The organism is Escherichia sp. E14S1, assembly GCF_004211995.1.
Taxonomy (GTDB): Bacteria; Pseudomonadota; Gammaproteobacteria; order Enterobacterales; family Enterobacteriaceae; genus Escherichia.
Window position 1 is genome coordinate 70,510 of the sequence record NZ_RHJQ01000001.1, and the last position, 15,433, is coordinate 85,942.

Sequence of the window (15,433 nt, forward strand, 5' to 3'; positions counted from 1 at the left end):
GGAATTAAGCGTCAGAATGACGAAGATTAATCTTCGTCAAAACCTGAGTTAAAGAGGGCGATGACGGCGGCCAGCGCCTCAACTTCCTGCGGACCGGTCGCTTCGACTTCAATCTGTCGTCCTTTGGCAGAATCCAGCATCAACAGCGCAATAACGCTGTTGGCTTCAGCCTCGGTGCCTTCGTCATTACGTAAAAGCACTTCGGCGTCAAAACCCTGCATTAATTCAAACAGTTTCATAGCAGGCCGGGCATGCATGCCCAGCTTGTTAGTGATTTCGACAGTTTGTTTGACGGTCATGGTTTACGTTTTTCCAGCGTGCGATGGCGTGACTGGACGTTTTTACCGCGTGAGCGGAAGTAGTCAGCCAACTGTTCTGCAATATACACCGAACGGTGTTTCCCGCCAGTACAACCAATGGCGACCGTCAGGTAGCTACGGTTGTTGGTTTCCAGCATAGGTAACCATAGCTCAAGATAGCTACGCGTCTGGTAGATAAAATTGTGTACTTCTGTGTGCCTATCGAGGAATGCGGCGACAGGTTTATCAAGGCCCGTCATCGGACGCAGTTTCGGATCCCAGTGTGGGTTCGGCAGGAAACGTACGTCAAAGACGTAATCCGCGTCGATAGGAATACCGTGTTTGAAGCCGAAAGATTCAAAGACCATTGTCAGTTCACGCTCGCGTTTACCCAGCAGGCGGGTACGCAGCATTTCTGCCAGTTCATGAACGGACATTTCAGACGTATCGACAATCAGATCCGCCCGTGAACGCAGCGGTTCCAGCAGATCGCTTTCTTTGTCGATAGCACTTTCCAGCGACAGATTTTTGCTGGAAAGCGGATGCAGGCGGCGCGTATCGCTGTAACGACGAATCAGCGTGTTACGATCGGCATCGAGAAACAGGAGTTGCGGTGAGAAAGCATCAGGCAGATTGCTCATCGCCTGTTCGAATATTTCTGGCGACTCTGGCATATTGCGGACATCAATGCTGACGGCGGCAGAAATCTCGCGATCGGCCAGAGTCCGAGCCAGATCGGGTAACAGCACTACGGGAAGGTTATCCACGCAGTAAAAACCCATATCTTCCAGCGCCCGCAGGGCGACAGATTTGCCTGACCCTGAACGTCCGCTGACGATCATCAGTACCATGTACTGTTTCTCCTCACAACGTCTAAAAGAGACATTACAGAATAACTACGTTTCATCCGGAGTACCTTCGGTATCCGTAATGATTTGATACAGCTCTTCATCGCTCTGGGCTGCACGTAAACGGCGGCAGATAGTTTTGTCCGCCAGACGTTTCGCGACCAGCGAAAGAGTGTGCAGGTGCGTTTTGGTTTGGTCTGCGGGTACCAACAGGGCAAAAAGTAAGTCTACCGGCTGGTTATCGATGGCATCAAAAGCAATGGGTGTTTCTAGCTGAACGAAAACGCCAACCGCGCGTAGGGTATCTTCTTCCAGTTTGCCGTGCGGAATGGCAATGCCATTACCAATACCGGTACTGCCCATTTTTTCCCGCGTCAGAATAGCTTCAAAAACCACCTGCGGTGGCAGGCTAAGTTGTTTTGCCGCCAGTTCGCTGATGATTTCCAGGGCGCGTTTTTTGCTCTGACAGTGGACGCGGCTTCGCGTACATTCCCTGTTAAGAACACTGCTAAGCTGTAGAGTTGTATCATTATTTGTCATAATTTCACCTAAGAATCTGCCCACTCAAACAGTGGGGCAGATTCGGAGCATTAACCGTACAAATGGCCTGTTGTGCCATACAACAGGCCGCCATGCACTTGCTAATTGCCCGGACAATTAGTGTTGTTTCAATTTATCTTTATGCTTGGTTAGCTGACGTGCCAACTTATCAATTAAGCCATCAATGGCGGCGTACATGTCCTGACCTTCCGCGCTGGCATGAATTTCGCCACCGTTAACATGCAGTGTTGCATCTGAGGTGTGGGTGACTTTCTCCACTTTCAGAACAACATAAACCTGGTTGATTCGGTCAAAATATTGCTCAAGTTTGGCAAACTTTGAGGTGACAAATTCGCGCAGGGCCTCGGTGATCTCGACGTTATTTCCGGTAATGTTGAGCTGCATAGTGTCTTCCTTATCGGTTGGGTCAAACGAGCTGTTTACGCTGGTTTGACGGCGGAATGGATAAAGACTCTCGGTACTTCGCAACAGTACGGCGTGCCACCATGATACCTTGTTCTGACAACAAAGAGGTTAACTTGCTGTCGCTCAACGGTTTCGCTGGGTTTTCCGCCGCGATTAATTTCTTCACCAGTGCACGAATCGCCGTGGAAGAGGCCTCGCCACCCCCTTCGGTATTGACGTGACTGGAAAAGAAATACTTCAGTTCAAAAATGCCTCGTGGACTATGCAGGTACTTTTGCGTGGTCACGCGAGATATCGTCGATTCATGCATCTCGACGGCCTGGGCGATATCAGCCAGCACCATCGGTTTCATATATTCTTCGCCTTGCTCAAAGAAGGCTTGCTGTTGTTCAACAATACAGCGACTGACGCGCAGCAGCGTATCGTTACGGCTTTCCAGGCTCTTAATCAACCATTTAGCATCCTGCAGATTGCTGCGGATAAACTGACTGTCGCCATCGTTACGTGCGTTATTGCACATTGAGGCGTAATGCTGGTTGATTTGCAGACGTGGAATACTGTCGCTGTTCAGTTCAACCGTCCACTGGCCGTTATGCTTACGCACCAGCACATCAGGGATGACATATTCCGGTTCACCGGTCTGGATCGACTGGCCGGGGCGTGGATCGAGTGACTGGATCAGATTGACGGCTTCTTTCAGCACATCTTCTTTCAGACGCGTGACGCGCATTAATGAGCGAAAGTCGTGATTGGCCAGCAGATCGAGATGATCGCTAATGATCAGTCGAGCTTCTTCCAGCCACGGCGTGATTTTATCGAATTGGGAAAGTTGGATCAGCAGACAGTCACGCAGATCTTTCGCCGCCACACCGACCGGATCAAAACGCTGGATGCGTTTCAGGACTGCTTCAACTTCATCGATGTCGATCTCTTCATCGCCCATACTTTCGAGAATATCTTCCAGCGGGACGGTCAGATAACCGGTGTCATCAACGGCATCGACTATGGAGGTGGCGATAGCGCGGTCAGTGTCGGAAAACGGTGTCAGCTCGACCTGCCACATCAGATAATCCTGCAAGGTCTGCGTCGTTTCGCCCTGATAGACCGGCAGCTCATCGTCGATGTAGTCACCGCTGGTGCCTGATGGCGTACCGGCGGTGTAGATGGTATCCCAACTGGCATCGAGCGGCAGCTCTTCTGGCATCTCTTTTTGTTCGAGTGCGTCAGCGGTATCCAGCGTTTCGCTGTCTGGCGTTTCGTGAGTGTCGATTTCATCATGAGTGTCGATTTGCTCAAGCAATGGATTACTTTCCAGCGCCTGCTGTAGCTCCTGCTGAAGCTCTAGCGTGGACAACTGCAACAGACGAATCGCCTGTTGTAGCTGAGGCGTCATCGCCAGTTGTTGGCTAAGCCTGAGTTGCAAACCTTGCTTCATGTTCAGAATCGTACTCTCCTGCTAAAACGTCGCAAACTTCTACCCTATCAGAGTCTGAAGTCTTCCCCAAGGTATACACGCTTAACATGTTCATCTTGTAAGATTTCTGTCGGCGTGCCATGAGCGATTAAATGCCCCTGGCTGACGATATAAGCGCGTTCACAAACAGCCAGCGTTTCACGCACGTTATGGTCGGTGATAAGCACGCCCAGGCCGCTGTCGCGCAGGTGTTCAATGATACGTTTGATGTCGATAACCGAGATCGGGTCAACCCCGGCAAATGGTTCATCGAGGAGGATAAATTTCGGATTCGCAGCCAGTGCGCGCGCAATTTCTACACGACGGCGTTCACCACCGGAGAGCGATTGCCCCATGCTGTCGCGTAAATGCTCAATGTGGAACTCTTCCATCAGCTCGTTCGCGCGATCTTCACGCTGTTCAGCGGATAAGTCGTCACGAATTTGCAGTACCGCCATCAGGTTATCGTAAACGCTGAGGCGACGGAAAATAGAGGCTTCCTGCGGCAAATAGCCGATACCGCGACGCGCACGCGCATGCAGCGGCAGAAGGCTGATATCGTCGTCATCAATAATAATGTTGCCCGCATCGCGCGGCACAATGCCAACGACCATGTAGAAAGTGGTCGTCTTACCGGCACCGTTAGGCCCCAGCAGACCGACAATCTCCCCGGAGTTGACGGTCAGGCTGACGTCTTCCACCACGCGGCGGCCTTTATAGGCTTTTGCAAGGTTCTTTGCAGTTAAAGTTGCCATAACGAATTAATTACCCTTCTTCTGCGCCGGGGTCTGGCCTTTGTTGTTTTTGTCCTGCAACTGTGACGGCACCAGAACGGTGGTCACACGTTTACCTTTGTCACTGAAAGCCTGCATTTTCTGCTCTTTCACCAGGTAAGTGATCTTATCGCCCTTAATATTGCTATCGACCTGCTGCAGATAAGCATTACCCGTCAGAACGACAAAATCTTTTGCCAGTTCGTAATGCATCTGGGAAGCATGGCCTTCGACTGGCTTACCGTTATCCTGCATTTGATAGAAGGTGGCCGGGTTACCGTAACCGTCGATCACTTCCTTGCCTTGTTCACCACCCGGACGGGTGACGACTACTTTATCGGCATTAATTTTAATGGTGCCTTGAGTCACAACGACATTACCGGTAAAGGTAACCACGTTGCCTTGCATATCAAGAGATTGCTGGTCCGACTCAATGTGGATCGGTTGGTCAGTATCTCCGGTAACGGCAAATGCCGGAATGCTGGCGGCCAGAAGTGAGCTGGCAAGCACAAGATTAAGGCTGAGTTTGTTTGTTTTGAATTTCATAGGATGTTCTAACCTTTTCAATCAGCTCGGCATTCTTGCTGCGTAAGTTGCCGCGCATTTTCAGACCGCTGGAGTTAAATGTTGTTCCGTATAACGTGACGAGGTCTTCAGAGGTAACATCCTGCGTCACCAGATTGATCTGCGCGTTATCCGTCGTGATTCTGCGAAGTTGAGAGTCCGGCACGAGTGCGTTGACTTCAACGTGTCCATATAAATAGAGCATCCGGTCATTGGTTAGCTTGGCTTTATCTGCTTTAACCGACCATGTCGGGATTTTATCCTTATCAAACGTGGTAAGTACGGGTTGCGTAAACCACGAAACGGCCTGATCGGAATAATATTCAACGTGTTGAGCAATCAATCGATAGCTTAGGGCTCCTTCTGGGTTATAGACGAGCGTGTCCGTATGCTCGCTTTTATAGGTGGGATCATTGTTGTTGACGACCACCTGGGCGGTATCGTCTTTCTCGGTCATGTTAACGCCGATCATCACCAGAACCGCCAGTGATAGCACAATGATAACCCAACGTCTGGCTTTACTCATATCGATTGCCCTTTGGCTTCATCCAGTTTGCCCTGCGCCAGAAGTAATAAGTCGCAAACTTCACGAACCGCGCCACGACCGCCAGCAATGCGCGTCACGTAATCAGCGCGCGGAATCAATAGCGGATGCGCATCGGCTACGGCCACGCTTAAGCCCACTTTTTCCATCACTGGCCAGTCGATAAGATCATCACCAACGTAAGCCACGTTTTCTGGCGCAATCGCCAGTTTTTCCAGCAGATCGCCAAAGGCGATAAGCTTGTTTGATTGCCCCTGATACAGATGGGTGATCCCTAACGTTGCACACCGATCTTCTACCAGTTTAGCCTTTCGTCCAGTAATGATGGCGACTTCAATATCAGAGGTGAGCGCACAGCGGATACCGTAACCGTCACGAACATTGAACGCTTTCAGCTCTTCGCCATTGTTACCCATATAAATCAGACCATCTGACAATACGCCATCAACGTCGAGGATCAGCAGACGAATGTTCTCTGCTTTTGCCATCACATTGGCGCTAACAGGGCCGTAACAGGTCGCAAGCGACGCACCTGCTTTACTCATTGTTGTTTATCCTTGAATCTTTACACTACGCCAGCACGCAATAAATCGTGCATATGTAACACACCGAGTAAGTGGTCGCCATCGGCAACCATTACGGAAGTGATATGGCGGGACTGCATTAAGTTCAGCGCCTCAACGGCCAGAATGCCAGGACGTACACGAATTCCCCCTGGCGTCATCACATCGGCAATACCTAACTGACGGACATCCACGCCCATATCGAAGACACGGCGTAAATCACCGTCGGTAAAGATGCCTTCAATCATCATATTGTCATCGCAAATGACGGTCATACCAAGATTTTTGCGGGTGACTTCCAGCAGCGCATCGCGCAGGCTGGCTGTTTTCTTGACATGCGGGATCTCGTCGCCCGTATGCATAATATCGCTGACGCGAAGCAGAAGTTTACGACCAAGTGCGCCGCCTGGATGCGAAAGTGCAAAATCTTCGGCGGTAAAGCCGCGCGCTTTCAGCAAAGCGACGGCGAGCGCATCTCCCATGACCAGCGTCGCGGTAGTACTGCTGGTTGGTGCCAGCCCTAACGGACAGGCTTCTTTCGCTACTTTAACACACAGATGCACGTCTGCTGCGCGTGCCATGCTGCTCTCCGGACGACCGGTGATGCAAATTAACGGTACATGCAGGCGTTTGAGTACCGGGATTAAGGCCGTGATTTCGCTGGATTCACCTGAGTTAGAAATCGCAATGACCACGTCCTGCGGGGTGACCATGCCTAAATCGCCATGTGCGGCCTCACCGGGATGGACGAAAAATGACGGAGTACCGGTGCTTGCAAAGGTTGCTGCCATTTTGCGCCCAATGTGTCCCGATTTACCCATTCCCATGACCACGACTTTACCTTTACACCAGAACATCTTTTCACAGGCGAGCGTGAAATTCTGATTGATGTATTGATCAAGCTCTGCCAGGCATTCACGTTCAATCGCCAGGACTTCTTTACCTGCTTGCTGAAAGTCAAAACCCGGTTGCAACTCTACGTGCGACATAATGCGTTTCCAGTTATTCAACGAGTATTGGCGATAACCAGTACAACATCGCCAGCCATACGACAAATCCGCCTGTTAATAATACCCCAACACCACGGCCAGATTGCCGGGAGCGTCGCCAGCATAGCAACGCAAAAATAATACTGACCAACAGCATCACGCTGCAGTCACGGCTGTACGCCAGTGGGTTAACCTCCCCGGGCGTTATCAGCGCGGGTAAACCCAGCACGATGACAATATTAAAAATGTTTGCGCCAATGATATTACCGACAGCAATGTCGTTTTCACCTTTGCGAAAACCTGCTATCGCGGTTGCCAGTTCCGGCAGACTAGTGCCGATAGCGATTGCCGTCAGACCAATAGTCAACTCGCTGATGGCAAAGTAATTCGCCAGTACGGTGGCGTTGTCAATCACCATCCGCGTTGCTACCGGCATGATAATCAATGCAATGCCGAGCCATAAAAACGCGACAGGTAAACCGCCTTCGCGCGGTAGCTCTGCAAGCTGTTCTCTGGTCAGGCTGTCAGTCCCCTGACGTTCTGCCTGACGTGCAAGTTTAACAATGAACAGCAGCCATAGCACAGCCAGAAAGAGGAGAAAGATACCATCGCTGCGACCAAGTTGTCCGTCATAGAGTACGGAACCGGCCACCACACTGACTAATAACATTAATGGTAATTCACGGCGCAGAACATCGGAATGTACGGTAAAAGGGCGCACCAGCGCAGCCAGACCGAGGATCAGTAAAATATTGATTATGTTTGAGCCGAGTGCTGTGCCGACGGCTAAATCTCGTTGTTCATGCAGCGACGCGGCAAGCGAAACGATTATTTCTGGAAGTGACGTACCAATACTGACCACCGTCATGCCGATGATCAGCGGTGGGATGCCAAAAGTGCGGCAAAGAATAGAGGCGGCAAATACCAGACGGTCGGCACTGTAAACGACCAAAAGTAAACCAACAATTAACAGTGCCGTAGCTAAAAGCATCTAACGTCCTTTCTTCAGGTATACTCGCCGGTCCGCTGAAGATTTTCAGAAAGCCGTAATGAATTCTTAATTTTGACTTTATGCGGCTAAAAAGTAAAACAAATGCCAGCTTTCGCTAACCGCGGCGGGTAATATTCTGTAAATATGTTGGGTTCAAGGTTAAATTGAGCGCCATGCTTAGAAAATCAACGCAAGACAAAGGGTGAATTATGGAGCAGTCTGTGGCGAATTTAGTCGATATGCGCGATGTCAGTTTTACGCGTGGCAATCGCTGCATCTTCGATAATATTTCCCTGACCGTGCCGCGAGGGAAGATCACGGCGATTATGGGGCCATCAGGCATCGGTAAAACGACGCTACTCCGTCTGATTGGTGGGCAAATCGCGCCAGATCACGGTGAGATCCTTTTTGATGGTGAGAATATTCCGGCGATGTCTCGTTCGCGCCTGTATACCGTGCGTAAACGGATGAGCATGTTGTTTCAGTCTGGAGCGCTGTTCACCGATATGAACGTTTTTGACAACGTCGCCTATCCACTGCGCGAGCATACCCACCTTCCCGTACCGTTGCTGCATAGCACGGTGATGATGAAGCTGGAAGCCGTGGGGCTGCGCGGAGCGGCCAAACTTATGCCATCGGAGCTTTCAGGCGGGATGGCGCGTCGTGCGGCGCTGGCGCGTGCAATTGCGCTGGAGCCGGATCTCATCATGTTTGATGAGCCGTTTGTTGGGCAAGATCCCATCACTATGGGCGTCCTGGTGAAGCTGATTTCCGAGCTGAACAGCGCGCTGGGCGTAACCTGTGTGGTGGTTTCTCACGATGTGCCGGAAGTTTTAAGTATCGCTGATCACGCCTGGATCCTGGCAGACAAAAAGATTGTCGCTCACGGTAGCGCCCAGGCGTTGCAGGCGAATCCTGATCCTCGCGTACGTCAGTTTCTGGACGGGATTGCTGACGGACCAGTTCCGTTCCGCTATCCTGCCGGCGATTATCACGCTGATCTTTTACCAGGGAGTTAAGCCACTCATGCTGTTAAATGCGCTGGCGTCGCTCGGACATAAAGGGATTAAAACCCTGAGAACGTTCGGGCGGGCCGGGTTAATGTTATTCAATGCGCTGGTCGGCAAACCGGAATTTCGCAAACATGCGCCGCTGTTGGTGCGTCAGCTCTATAATGTCGGCGTCCTGTCGATGCTGATTATTGTGGTTTCTGGCGTGTTCATCGGAATGGTGCTGGGTCTGCAAGGTTATCTGGTGCTGACCACTTATAGTGCGGAAACCAGTCTGGGGATGCTGGTGGCCTTGTCGCTGCTGCGCGAACTGGGGCCGGTGGTCGCAGCACTGCTGTTTGCCGGACGTGCCGGTTCGGCGTTAACTGCGGAAATCGGTTTGATGCGCGCCACAGAGCAGCTCTCCAGCATGGAGATGATGGCCGTGGATCCACTGCGCCGCGTCATTTCCCCACGTTTCTGGGCTGGGGTAATTTCACTACCGCTGCTGACGATAATTTTCGTCGCCGTGGGGATCTGGGGCGGATCGCTGGTTGGCGTCAGTTGGAAAGGCATTGATAGTGGGTTCTTCTGGTCGGCAATGCAAAACGCCGTCGACTGGCGTATGGATCTGGTCAACTGTCTGATTAAGAGCGTGGTGTTCGCTATTACGGTGACGTGGATTTCGCTGTTTAACGGTTATGACGCCATCCCGACCTCTGCCGGGATTAGCCGGGCAACCACTCGTACCGTTGTCCACTCGTCTCTGGCCGTACTGGGGCTGGATTTTGTGCTGACCGCATTGATGTTTGGGAATTGAGTTCATGCAAACGAAAAAAAATGAAATTTGGGTGGGTATCTTTTTATTAGCAGCACTGCTGGCGGCGCTGTTTGTTTGCCTGAAAGCGGCAAACGTGACGTCAATGCGAACTGAACCGACCTACACGCTTTATGCGACGTTCGATAATATCGGCGGGCTGAAAGCGCGCTCTCCGGTCAGTATTGGTGGTGTTGTCGTCGGCCGGGTTGCAGATATTACGCTGGACCCGAAAACCTATCTACCGCGCGTGACGCTGGAAATTGAACAACGTTATAACCACATTCCTGATACCAGTTCGTTGAGCATTCGTACTTCCGGTTTGCTTGGGGAACAATATCTGGCATTAAACGTCGGTTTTGAAGACCCGGAACTGGGGACTGCTATTCTGAAAGAGGGGGATACGATTCAGGACACCAAATCTGCGATGGTTCTGGAAGATCTCATTGGTCAGTTCCTTTACGGCAGTAAAGGTGATGACAATAAGAATAGTGGCGATGCGCCAGCCGCTGTGCCAGGTAATAATGAAACCACTGAACCTGTGGGTACAACGAAATAATTTCAGGAGAACCGACGCATGTTTAAACGTTTAATGATGGTCGCTTTGCTAATGATTGCACCGCTGAGTGCGGCAACCGCGGCAGATCAGACCAATCCGTATAAGCTGATGGACGAGGCGGCACAGAAAACGTTCGATCGCCTGAAGAATGAACAATCGCAAATTCGGGCTAATCCTGATTACCTGCGTACCATCGTCGATCAGGAACTGCTACCGTACGTACAGATAAAATACGCCGGTGCGCTGGTACTGGGTCAGTACTACAAAAGCGCGACCCCAGCCCAGCGTGAAGCCTACTTTGCCGCTTTCCATGAGTATCTGAAGCAGGCTTACGGTCAGGCGCTGGCGATGTATCACGGTCAGACCTATCAGATTGCGCCAGAACAGCCGTTGGGTGATAAAACCATTGTGCCTATCCGAGTCACCATTATTGACCCGAATGGCCGTCCACCGGTACGTCTCGATTTCCAGTGGCGTAAAAACTCTCAGACTGGCAAGTGGCAGGCTTATGACATGATTGCCGAAGGCGTCAGCATGATCACCACGAAACAAAATGAGTGGGGGACTTTACTGCGCACGAAAGGCATCGATGGTCTGACCGCACAACTGAAGTCTATTTCTCAACAGAAAATCACCCTGGAAGAGAAAAAATAATGAGCGAGTCACTGAGCTGGATGCAGACGGGTGACACCCTGGTATTGACCGGAGAGCTGGATCAGGACGTTCTGCTGCCGCTGTGGGAAATGCGTGACGAAGCGGTGAGGGGGATTACCCGCATCGATCTTAGTCGAGTGTCCCGCGTTGATACGGGTGGACTGGCGTTGCTGCTCCATCTGATCGATCTGGCGAAAAAGCAAGGCAACAGCGTGACGCTTCAGGGGGTAAACGACAAGGTGTATACCCTGGCAAAATTGTATAATTTGCCGTCTGATGTTCTGCCTCGTTAATTTTTTTCAGGCTGGATAAGGCGTTACCAGCCAGTCCGGCAAACCTACCAGTAAGTCGAGCCTTGTCTGATTAATCAGCAAGGCTTTTTGCTTATTTATGACAGCGCAACTTTGCTCTAAGATGTTTCGCTGGTTTATTAACTGATGAATGAAGATCCCATGGAAAATAATGAAATTCAGAGCGTGCTGATGAACGCTCTTTCCCTCCAGGAAGTCCACGTTTCCGGCGATGGCAGCCACTTTCAGGTTATTGCCGTGGGTGAGATGTTTGATGGCATGAGCCGGGTTAAAAAACAGCAGACGGTTTACGGTCCGCTGATGGAATATATTGCGGATAACCGCATTCATGCTGTGTCGATCAAAGCGTATACCCCTGCGGAGTGGGCGCGTGATCGCAAACTGAACGGCTTTTGAGCTATGGGCGATACGCCGGTAGCGGATATGAATTGTTAACTGAGAACATACTAAATGGATAAATTTCGTGTTCAGGGGCCAACGAAGCTCCAGGGCGAAGTCACAATTTCCGGCGCTAAAAATGCTGCTCTGCCTATCCTTTTCGCTGCACTGCTGGCGGAAGAACCGGTGGAGATCCAGAACGTCCCGAAACTGAAAGACGTCGATACATCAATGAAGCTGCTTAGCCAGCTTGGCGCCAAAGTAGAACGTAATGGTTCTGTGCGTATCGATGCCCGTGACGTTAATGTCTTCTGCGCGCCTTACGATCTGGTTAAAACCATGCGTGCCTCTATCTGGGCGCTTGGGCCGCTGGTGGCTCGTTTTGGTCAGGGGCAGGTTTCTTTGCCTGGTGGTTGTACGATTGGCGCTCGTCCGGTTGATTTACATATTTCCGGCCTTGAGCAATTAGGCGCGACCATCAAACTGGAAGAAGGTTACGTTAAAGCTTCCGTCGATGGCCGTCTGAAAGGCGCGCACATCGTGATGGATAAAGTCAGTGTTGGTGCAACCGTGACCATTATGTGTGCTGCAACCTTGGCGGAAGGCACCACGATTATTGAAAACGCGGCACGTGAACCGGAAATCGTCGATACCGCGAACTTCCTGGTTACGCTGGGCGCGAAAATTAGCGGCCAGGGTACCGATCGTATTGTCATCGAAGGTGTGGAGCGCTTGGGGGGCGGTGTCTATCGTGTGCTTCCTGACCGCATCGAAACCGGCACCTTCCTGGTGGCGGCGGCGATCTCTCGCGGCAAAATCATCTGCCGTAACGCCCAGCCAGATACCCTTGACGCTGTGCTGGCGAAACTGCGTGACGCTGGGGCGGACATCGAAGTAGGCGAAGACTGGATTAGCCTGGATATGCACGGCAAACGTCCGAAGGCCGTTAACGTACGTACTGCGCCGCATCCGGCGTTCCCGACCGATATGCAGGCCCAGTTCACGCTGCTGAACCTGGTGGCAGAAGGAACGGGATTCATCACCGAAACGGTCTTTGAAAACCGCTTTATGCACGTACCTGAGCTGAGCCGTATGGGCGCGCATGCCGAAATTGAAAGCAATACCGTTATTTGTCACGGTGTTGAAAAACTTTCCGGCGCACAGGTAATGGCAACCGATCTGCGTGCTTCAGCAAGTCTGGTGCTGGCTGGCTGCATTGCAGAAGGTACTACGGTTGTTGATCGTATTTATCACATCGATCGTGGCTACGAACGCATTGAAGACAAACTTCGCGCGCTTGGTGCTAACATTGAGCGTGTGAAAGGCGAGTAATCGTCTGATAGCTGGCAGCCCCGTTCGCGGGGCTACCGCCAGGCTACTCATTTTTGCGGTTTGGTGTAGCTGCGCATCAACTGCGATCTGTCGATAAACTCATGGGTCAGCGGGTCATGATAGCGTGATGGCCAGATAACCCAGGGATCAGTTCCTAATGCTTTTGCAATAATCATCTCTCCTTTCGGCCAGGGACGCGATAATGCATTCGCCAGTGTCGAGGAACTCAAACCATTTCTGCGAGATTCCGCCGCCATTGACGTTCCTCTTTTCCGCAAACCCGCAATGATATCGGCGGGATGCCAGTCAATAAAATTATTTTCCATCTTTCCTCACTCCTTAAGTTAGTCGCTTACTTTCAGAACATGCACTCCGGGTAACGCCACTATACTCCTGATGGCGCATTGTTCTAAAAAGTTCCTGTAAGGAGTGTGAATATTCAGAATATATTAAGATAAGTTATCTGTATTTTAGACAATTTTGCGATTGATTGAGGGTTTTTTGGAGTTTATTAGAACTATCCCGCGCAGTACGCGGGATAACAGGAAGGGATTAACGATCGCGTTGAACAGCGATGTGTGCGAGGCCGATTAACGCCTCTCGCCATGGGGTATCCGGCAACACTTGCAATGCAGCAATGGCTTTGTCTGCTTCTTCTTCCGCACGCTGACGTGTCCATTCCAGAGAGCCGCAAGCGTTCATTGCTTCCAGAACCGGTTCCAGAAGATGTCGACCGTTCCCTTGTTCGATGGCGGAACGGATCATCTGTGCCTGTTCTGGTGTGCCATGATGCATCGCATGCAGCAGCGGCAGCGTCGGTTTACCTTCGTTCAGATCATCACCGACATTTTTGCCCAACTGTTCGCCATCGGCATTGTAATCGAGCAAATCGTCGATCAGCTGGAAAGCCGTGCCGAGGTAACGACCATAATCTTGCAGGCCTTTTTCCTCTTCCGGCGTACAGCCTGCCAGAATACCGGAACACTGAGCTGCAGCCTCGAACAGACGTGCGGTTTTGCTGTAAATAACACGCATGTAGTTCTCTTCGGTGATGTCCGGGTCGTTAACGTTCATCAGTTGCAGAACTTCACCTTCCGCGATGACGTTTACAGCCTCTGACATCACTTCCAGCACTTTGAGCGAGCCGAGGCTGGTCATCATCTGGAACGCACGGGTATAAATAAAATCGCCTACCAGCACGCTGGCAGCGTTACCAAAAGCGGCGTTGGCGGTAGCTTTACCTCGGCGCATATCTGATTCATCCACAACGTCGTCGTGTAGCAGGGTCGCCGTGTGGATAAACTCAATTAGGGCAGCAATGGTGACATGTGCATTCCCCTCATAGCCAACAGCTCGTGCAGCCAGTACAGCAATCATCGGACGAATACGTTTACCGCCGCCGCTGACGATGTAATAGCCTAACTGATTGATCAGTTGGACGTCGGAATTAAGCTGCTCGAGAATTGCTGCATTAACACCCGCCATATCTTGCGCGGTTAACTCATTGATTTTTTCTAAATTCATCGCAAAAGCCGGGCTTTTCGCCCCGATTACCTTACTGTGAACAGAGGCAACTTAGGGTTTATGGTTAGGAATATAGAGTGATTGTACTGAAAAAATGGCACAGATAAACGTTACCGTACAAGTTGTGTTTTTTTTCTTCGTGTATTGACTGTAGCACTTGTCAAAGGCGTGCGTTTTGCGTAATATTCGCGCCCTATTGTGAATATTTATAGCGCACTCTGAATCATTGAAAAGGTGTGCGCGGAAGCGGAGTTTTATATGTACGCGGTTTTCCAAAGTGGTGGTAAACAACACCGAGTAAGCGAAGGTCAGACCGTTCGCCTGGAAAAGCTGGACATCGCAACTGGCGAAACTGTTGAGTTCGCTGAAGTGCTGATGATCGCAAACGGTGAAGAAGTCAAAATCGGCGTTCCTTTCGTTGATGGCGGCGTAATCAAAGCTGAAGTTGTTGCTCACGGTCGTGGCGAGAAAGTTAAAATCGTTAAGTTTCGCCGTCGTAAACACTATCGTAAGCAGCAGGGCCATCGTCAGTGGTTCACTGATGTGAAAATTACTGGCATCAGCGCCTAAGACCTGAGGAGAGATTTCAAATGGCACATAAAAAGGCTGGCGGCTCCACACGTAACGGTCGCGATTCAGAAGCTAAACGCCTGGGCGTTAAGCGTTTCGGTGGCGAATCCGTTCTGGCGGGTAGCATCATCGTTCGTCAACGTGGTACCAAATTCCACGCTGGCGCTAACGTAGGTTGCGGTCGTGACCACACTCTGTTTGCTAAAGCAGACGGTAAAGTGAAATTCGAAGTTAAAGGCCCGAAAAACCGTAAATTTATCAGCATCGAAGCTGAATAAGTTTTTCGCGTCCCGGTAACGGATGAAAGCC

Annotated in this window: 22 protein-coding genes; 9 read left to right on the forward strand and 13 right to left on the reverse strand. The window is 51.0% G+C overall.

Annotation, left to right across the window (positions count from 1 at the left end; genetic code table 11):
• Nucleotides 1-26: 26 nt before the first annotated feature.
• The 11 genes from npr to D9734_RS00380 form a co-directional block, all read right to left on the reverse strand.
• Nucleotides 27-299 (reverse strand): PTS phosphocarrier protein NPr, encoded by a 273-nt coding sequence (npr, locus tag D9734_RS00330; RefSeq protein WP_000216792.1) that lies wholly within the window; start codon nucleotides 297-299, stop codon nucleotides 27-29.
• Nucleotides 296-1,150, reverse strand: coding sequence for an RNase adapter RapZ (gene rapZ, locus D9734_RS00335; RefSeq protein WP_000243741.1), 855 nt, complete (start codon nucleotides 1,148-1,150; stop codon nucleotides 296-298). Before rapZ ends, npr begins: the two co-directional genes overlap by 4 nt.
• A 45-nt stretch (nucleotides 1,151-1,195) precedes the next feature.
• Complete coding sequence (ptsN, locus tag D9734_RS00340; RefSeq protein WP_000183677.1) at nucleotides 1,196-1,687, reverse strand: PTS IIA-like nitrogen regulatory protein PtsN; 492 nt, start codon at nucleotides 1,685-1,687, stop codon at nucleotides 1,196-1,198.
• 117 nt (nucleotides 1,688-1,804) lie between these two features.
• Nucleotides 1,805-2,092, reverse strand: a complete 288-nt coding sequence (gene hpf, locus D9734_RS00345) for a ribosome hibernation promoting factor (RefSeq protein ID WP_001176602.1) — start codon at nucleotides 2,090-2,092, stop codon at nucleotides 1,805-1,807.
• Between the two features lie 22 nt (nucleotides 2,093-2,114).
• Entirely contained in the window at nucleotides 2,115-3,548 is a 1,434-nt protein-coding gene (rpoN, locus tag D9734_RS00350; RefSeq protein WP_130204568.1) for an RNA polymerase factor sigma-54, read from the reverse strand.
• A gap of 47 nt (nucleotides 3,549-3,595) precedes the next feature.
• Nucleotides 3,596-4,321 carry an LPS export ABC transporter ATP-binding protein gene (gene lptB, locus D9734_RS00355; RefSeq protein WP_000224099.1) on the reverse strand — a complete coding sequence of 242 codons (726 nt, stop codon included), beginning with the start codon at nucleotides 4,319-4,321 and terminating at the stop codon, nucleotides 3,596-3,598.
• Between the two features lie 6 nt (nucleotides 4,322-4,327).
• Entirely contained in the window at nucleotides 4,328-4,885 is a 558-nt protein-coding gene (gene lptA / locus D9734_RS00360; RefSeq protein ID WP_064529517.1) for a lipopolysaccharide ABC transporter substrate-binding protein LptA, read from the reverse strand.
• Nucleotides 4,854-5,429, reverse strand: a complete 576-nt coding sequence (lptC, locus tag D9734_RS00365; protein ID WP_064529518.1) for an LPS export ABC transporter periplasmic protein LptC — start codon at nucleotides 5,427-5,429, stop codon at nucleotides 4,854-4,856. Before lptC ends, lptA begins: the two co-directional genes overlap by 32 nt.
• Complete coding sequence (gene kdsC, locus D9734_RS00370; RefSeq protein ID WP_130204570.1) at nucleotides 5,426-5,992, reverse strand: 3-deoxy-manno-octulosonate-8-phosphatase KdsC; 567 nt, start codon at nucleotides 5,990-5,992, stop codon at nucleotides 5,426-5,428. Before kdsC ends, lptC begins: the two co-directional genes overlap by 4 nt.
• 20 nt (nucleotides 5,993-6,012) lie before the next feature.
• The gene (gene kdsD / locus D9734_RS00375; RefSeq protein WP_130204572.1) at nucleotides 6,013-6,999 is read right to left on the reverse strand and encodes an arabinose-5-phosphate isomerase KdsD; all 987 of its coding nucleotides are present in this window, start codon (nucleotides 6,997-6,999) and stop codon (nucleotides 6,013-6,015) included.
• A gap of 13 nt (nucleotides 7,000-7,012) precedes the next feature.
• Nucleotides 7,013-7,990 (reverse strand): calcium/sodium antiporter, encoded by a 978-nt coding sequence (locus tag D9734_RS00380; RefSeq protein ID WP_130204574.1) that lies wholly within the window; start codon nucleotides 7,988-7,990, stop codon nucleotides 7,013-7,015.
• A 209-nt stretch (nucleotides 7,991-8,199) separates the two neighbouring features.
• Here D9734_RS00380 and mlaF point away from each other — a divergent pair, with 209 nt between their 5' ends.
• From mlaF to murA, 7 genes are all read left to right on the forward strand, one after another.
• Nucleotides 8,200-9,009: a phospholipid ABC transporter ATP-binding protein MlaF gene (gene mlaF, locus D9734_RS00385; RefSeq protein WP_130204576.1), complete on the forward strand. Its 810-nt coding sequence runs from the start codon at nucleotides 8,200-8,202 to the stop codon at nucleotides 9,007-9,009.
• A gap of 7 nt (nucleotides 9,010-9,016) precedes the next feature.
• The gene (mlaE, locus tag D9734_RS00390; RefSeq protein WP_000925792.1) at nucleotides 9,017-9,799 is read left to right on the forward strand and encodes a lipid asymmetry maintenance ABC transporter permease subunit MlaE; all 783 of its coding nucleotides are present in this window, start codon (nucleotides 9,017-9,019) and stop codon (nucleotides 9,797-9,799) included.
• A gap of 4 nt (nucleotides 9,800-9,803) precedes the next feature.
• A complete protein-coding gene (gene mlaD / locus D9734_RS00395) occupies nucleotides 9,804-10,355 on the forward strand; it encodes an outer membrane lipid asymmetry maintenance protein MlaD (protein WP_130204578.1) in 552 nt (183 codons plus the stop codon).
• An 18-nt stretch (nucleotides 10,356-10,373) separates the two neighbouring features.
• Entirely contained in the window at nucleotides 10,374-11,009 is a 636-nt protein-coding gene (gene mlaC, locus D9734_RS00400) for a phospholipid-binding protein MlaC (RefSeq protein WP_130204580.1), read from the forward strand.
• Nucleotides 11,009-11,302 carry a lipid asymmetry maintenance protein MlaB gene (gene mlaB, locus D9734_RS00405; protein ID WP_130204582.1) on the forward strand — a complete coding sequence of 98 codons (294 nt, stop codon included), beginning with the start codon at nucleotides 11,009-11,011 and terminating at the stop codon, nucleotides 11,300-11,302. The genes mlaC and mlaB overlap by 1 nt, the downstream gene beginning before the upstream one ends.
• Before the next feature lie 159 nt (nucleotides 11,303-11,461).
• The gene (gene ibaG / locus D9734_RS00410; RefSeq protein WP_010379217.1) at nucleotides 11,462-11,716 is read left to right on the forward strand and encodes a BolA family iron metabolism protein IbaG; all 255 of its coding nucleotides are present in this window, start codon (nucleotides 11,462-11,464) and stop codon (nucleotides 11,714-11,716) included.
• Nucleotides 11,717-11,770: 54 nt separating this feature from the next.
• Entirely contained in the window at nucleotides 11,771-13,030 is a 1,260-nt protein-coding gene (gene murA / locus D9734_RS00415) for a UDP-N-acetylglucosamine 1-carboxyvinyltransferase (protein ID WP_130204584.1), read from the forward strand.
• A gap of 47 nt (nucleotides 13,031-13,077) precedes the next feature.
• Here murA and sfsB read toward each other — a convergent pair whose 3' ends face one another.
• Both sfsB and ispB read right to left on the reverse strand, forming a co-directional pair.
• A complete protein-coding gene (gene sfsB / locus D9734_RS00420; protein WP_064529526.1) occupies nucleotides 13,078-13,356 on the reverse strand; it encodes a DNA-binding transcriptional regulator SfsB in 279 nt (92 codons plus the stop codon).
• Nucleotides 13,357-13,582: 226 nt separating this feature from the next.
• Nucleotides 13,583-14,554 carry an octaprenyl diphosphate synthase gene (gene ispB, locus D9734_RS00425; RefSeq protein WP_130204586.1) on the reverse strand — a complete coding sequence of 324 codons (972 nt, stop codon included), beginning with the start codon at nucleotides 14,552-14,554 and terminating at the stop codon, nucleotides 13,583-13,585.
• Nucleotides 14,555-14,812: 258 nt separating this feature from the next.
• On the opposite strand from ispB, the gene rplU reads away from it, so the two are divergent.
• On the forward strand, nucleotides 14,813-15,124 hold the full coding sequence (rplU, locus tag D9734_RS00430) for a 50S ribosomal protein L21 (protein WP_000271401.1): 312 nt from the start codon (nucleotides 14,813-14,815) through the stop codon (nucleotides 15,122-15,124).
• A 20-nt stretch (nucleotides 15,125-15,144) separates the two neighbouring features.
• Nucleotides 15,145-15,402 (forward strand): 50S ribosomal protein L27, encoded by a 258-nt coding sequence (gene rpmA / locus D9734_RS00435; RefSeq protein WP_000940595.1) that lies wholly within the window; start codon nucleotides 15,145-15,147, stop codon nucleotides 15,400-15,402.
• Nucleotides 15,403-15,433 lie beyond the last annotated feature (31 nt).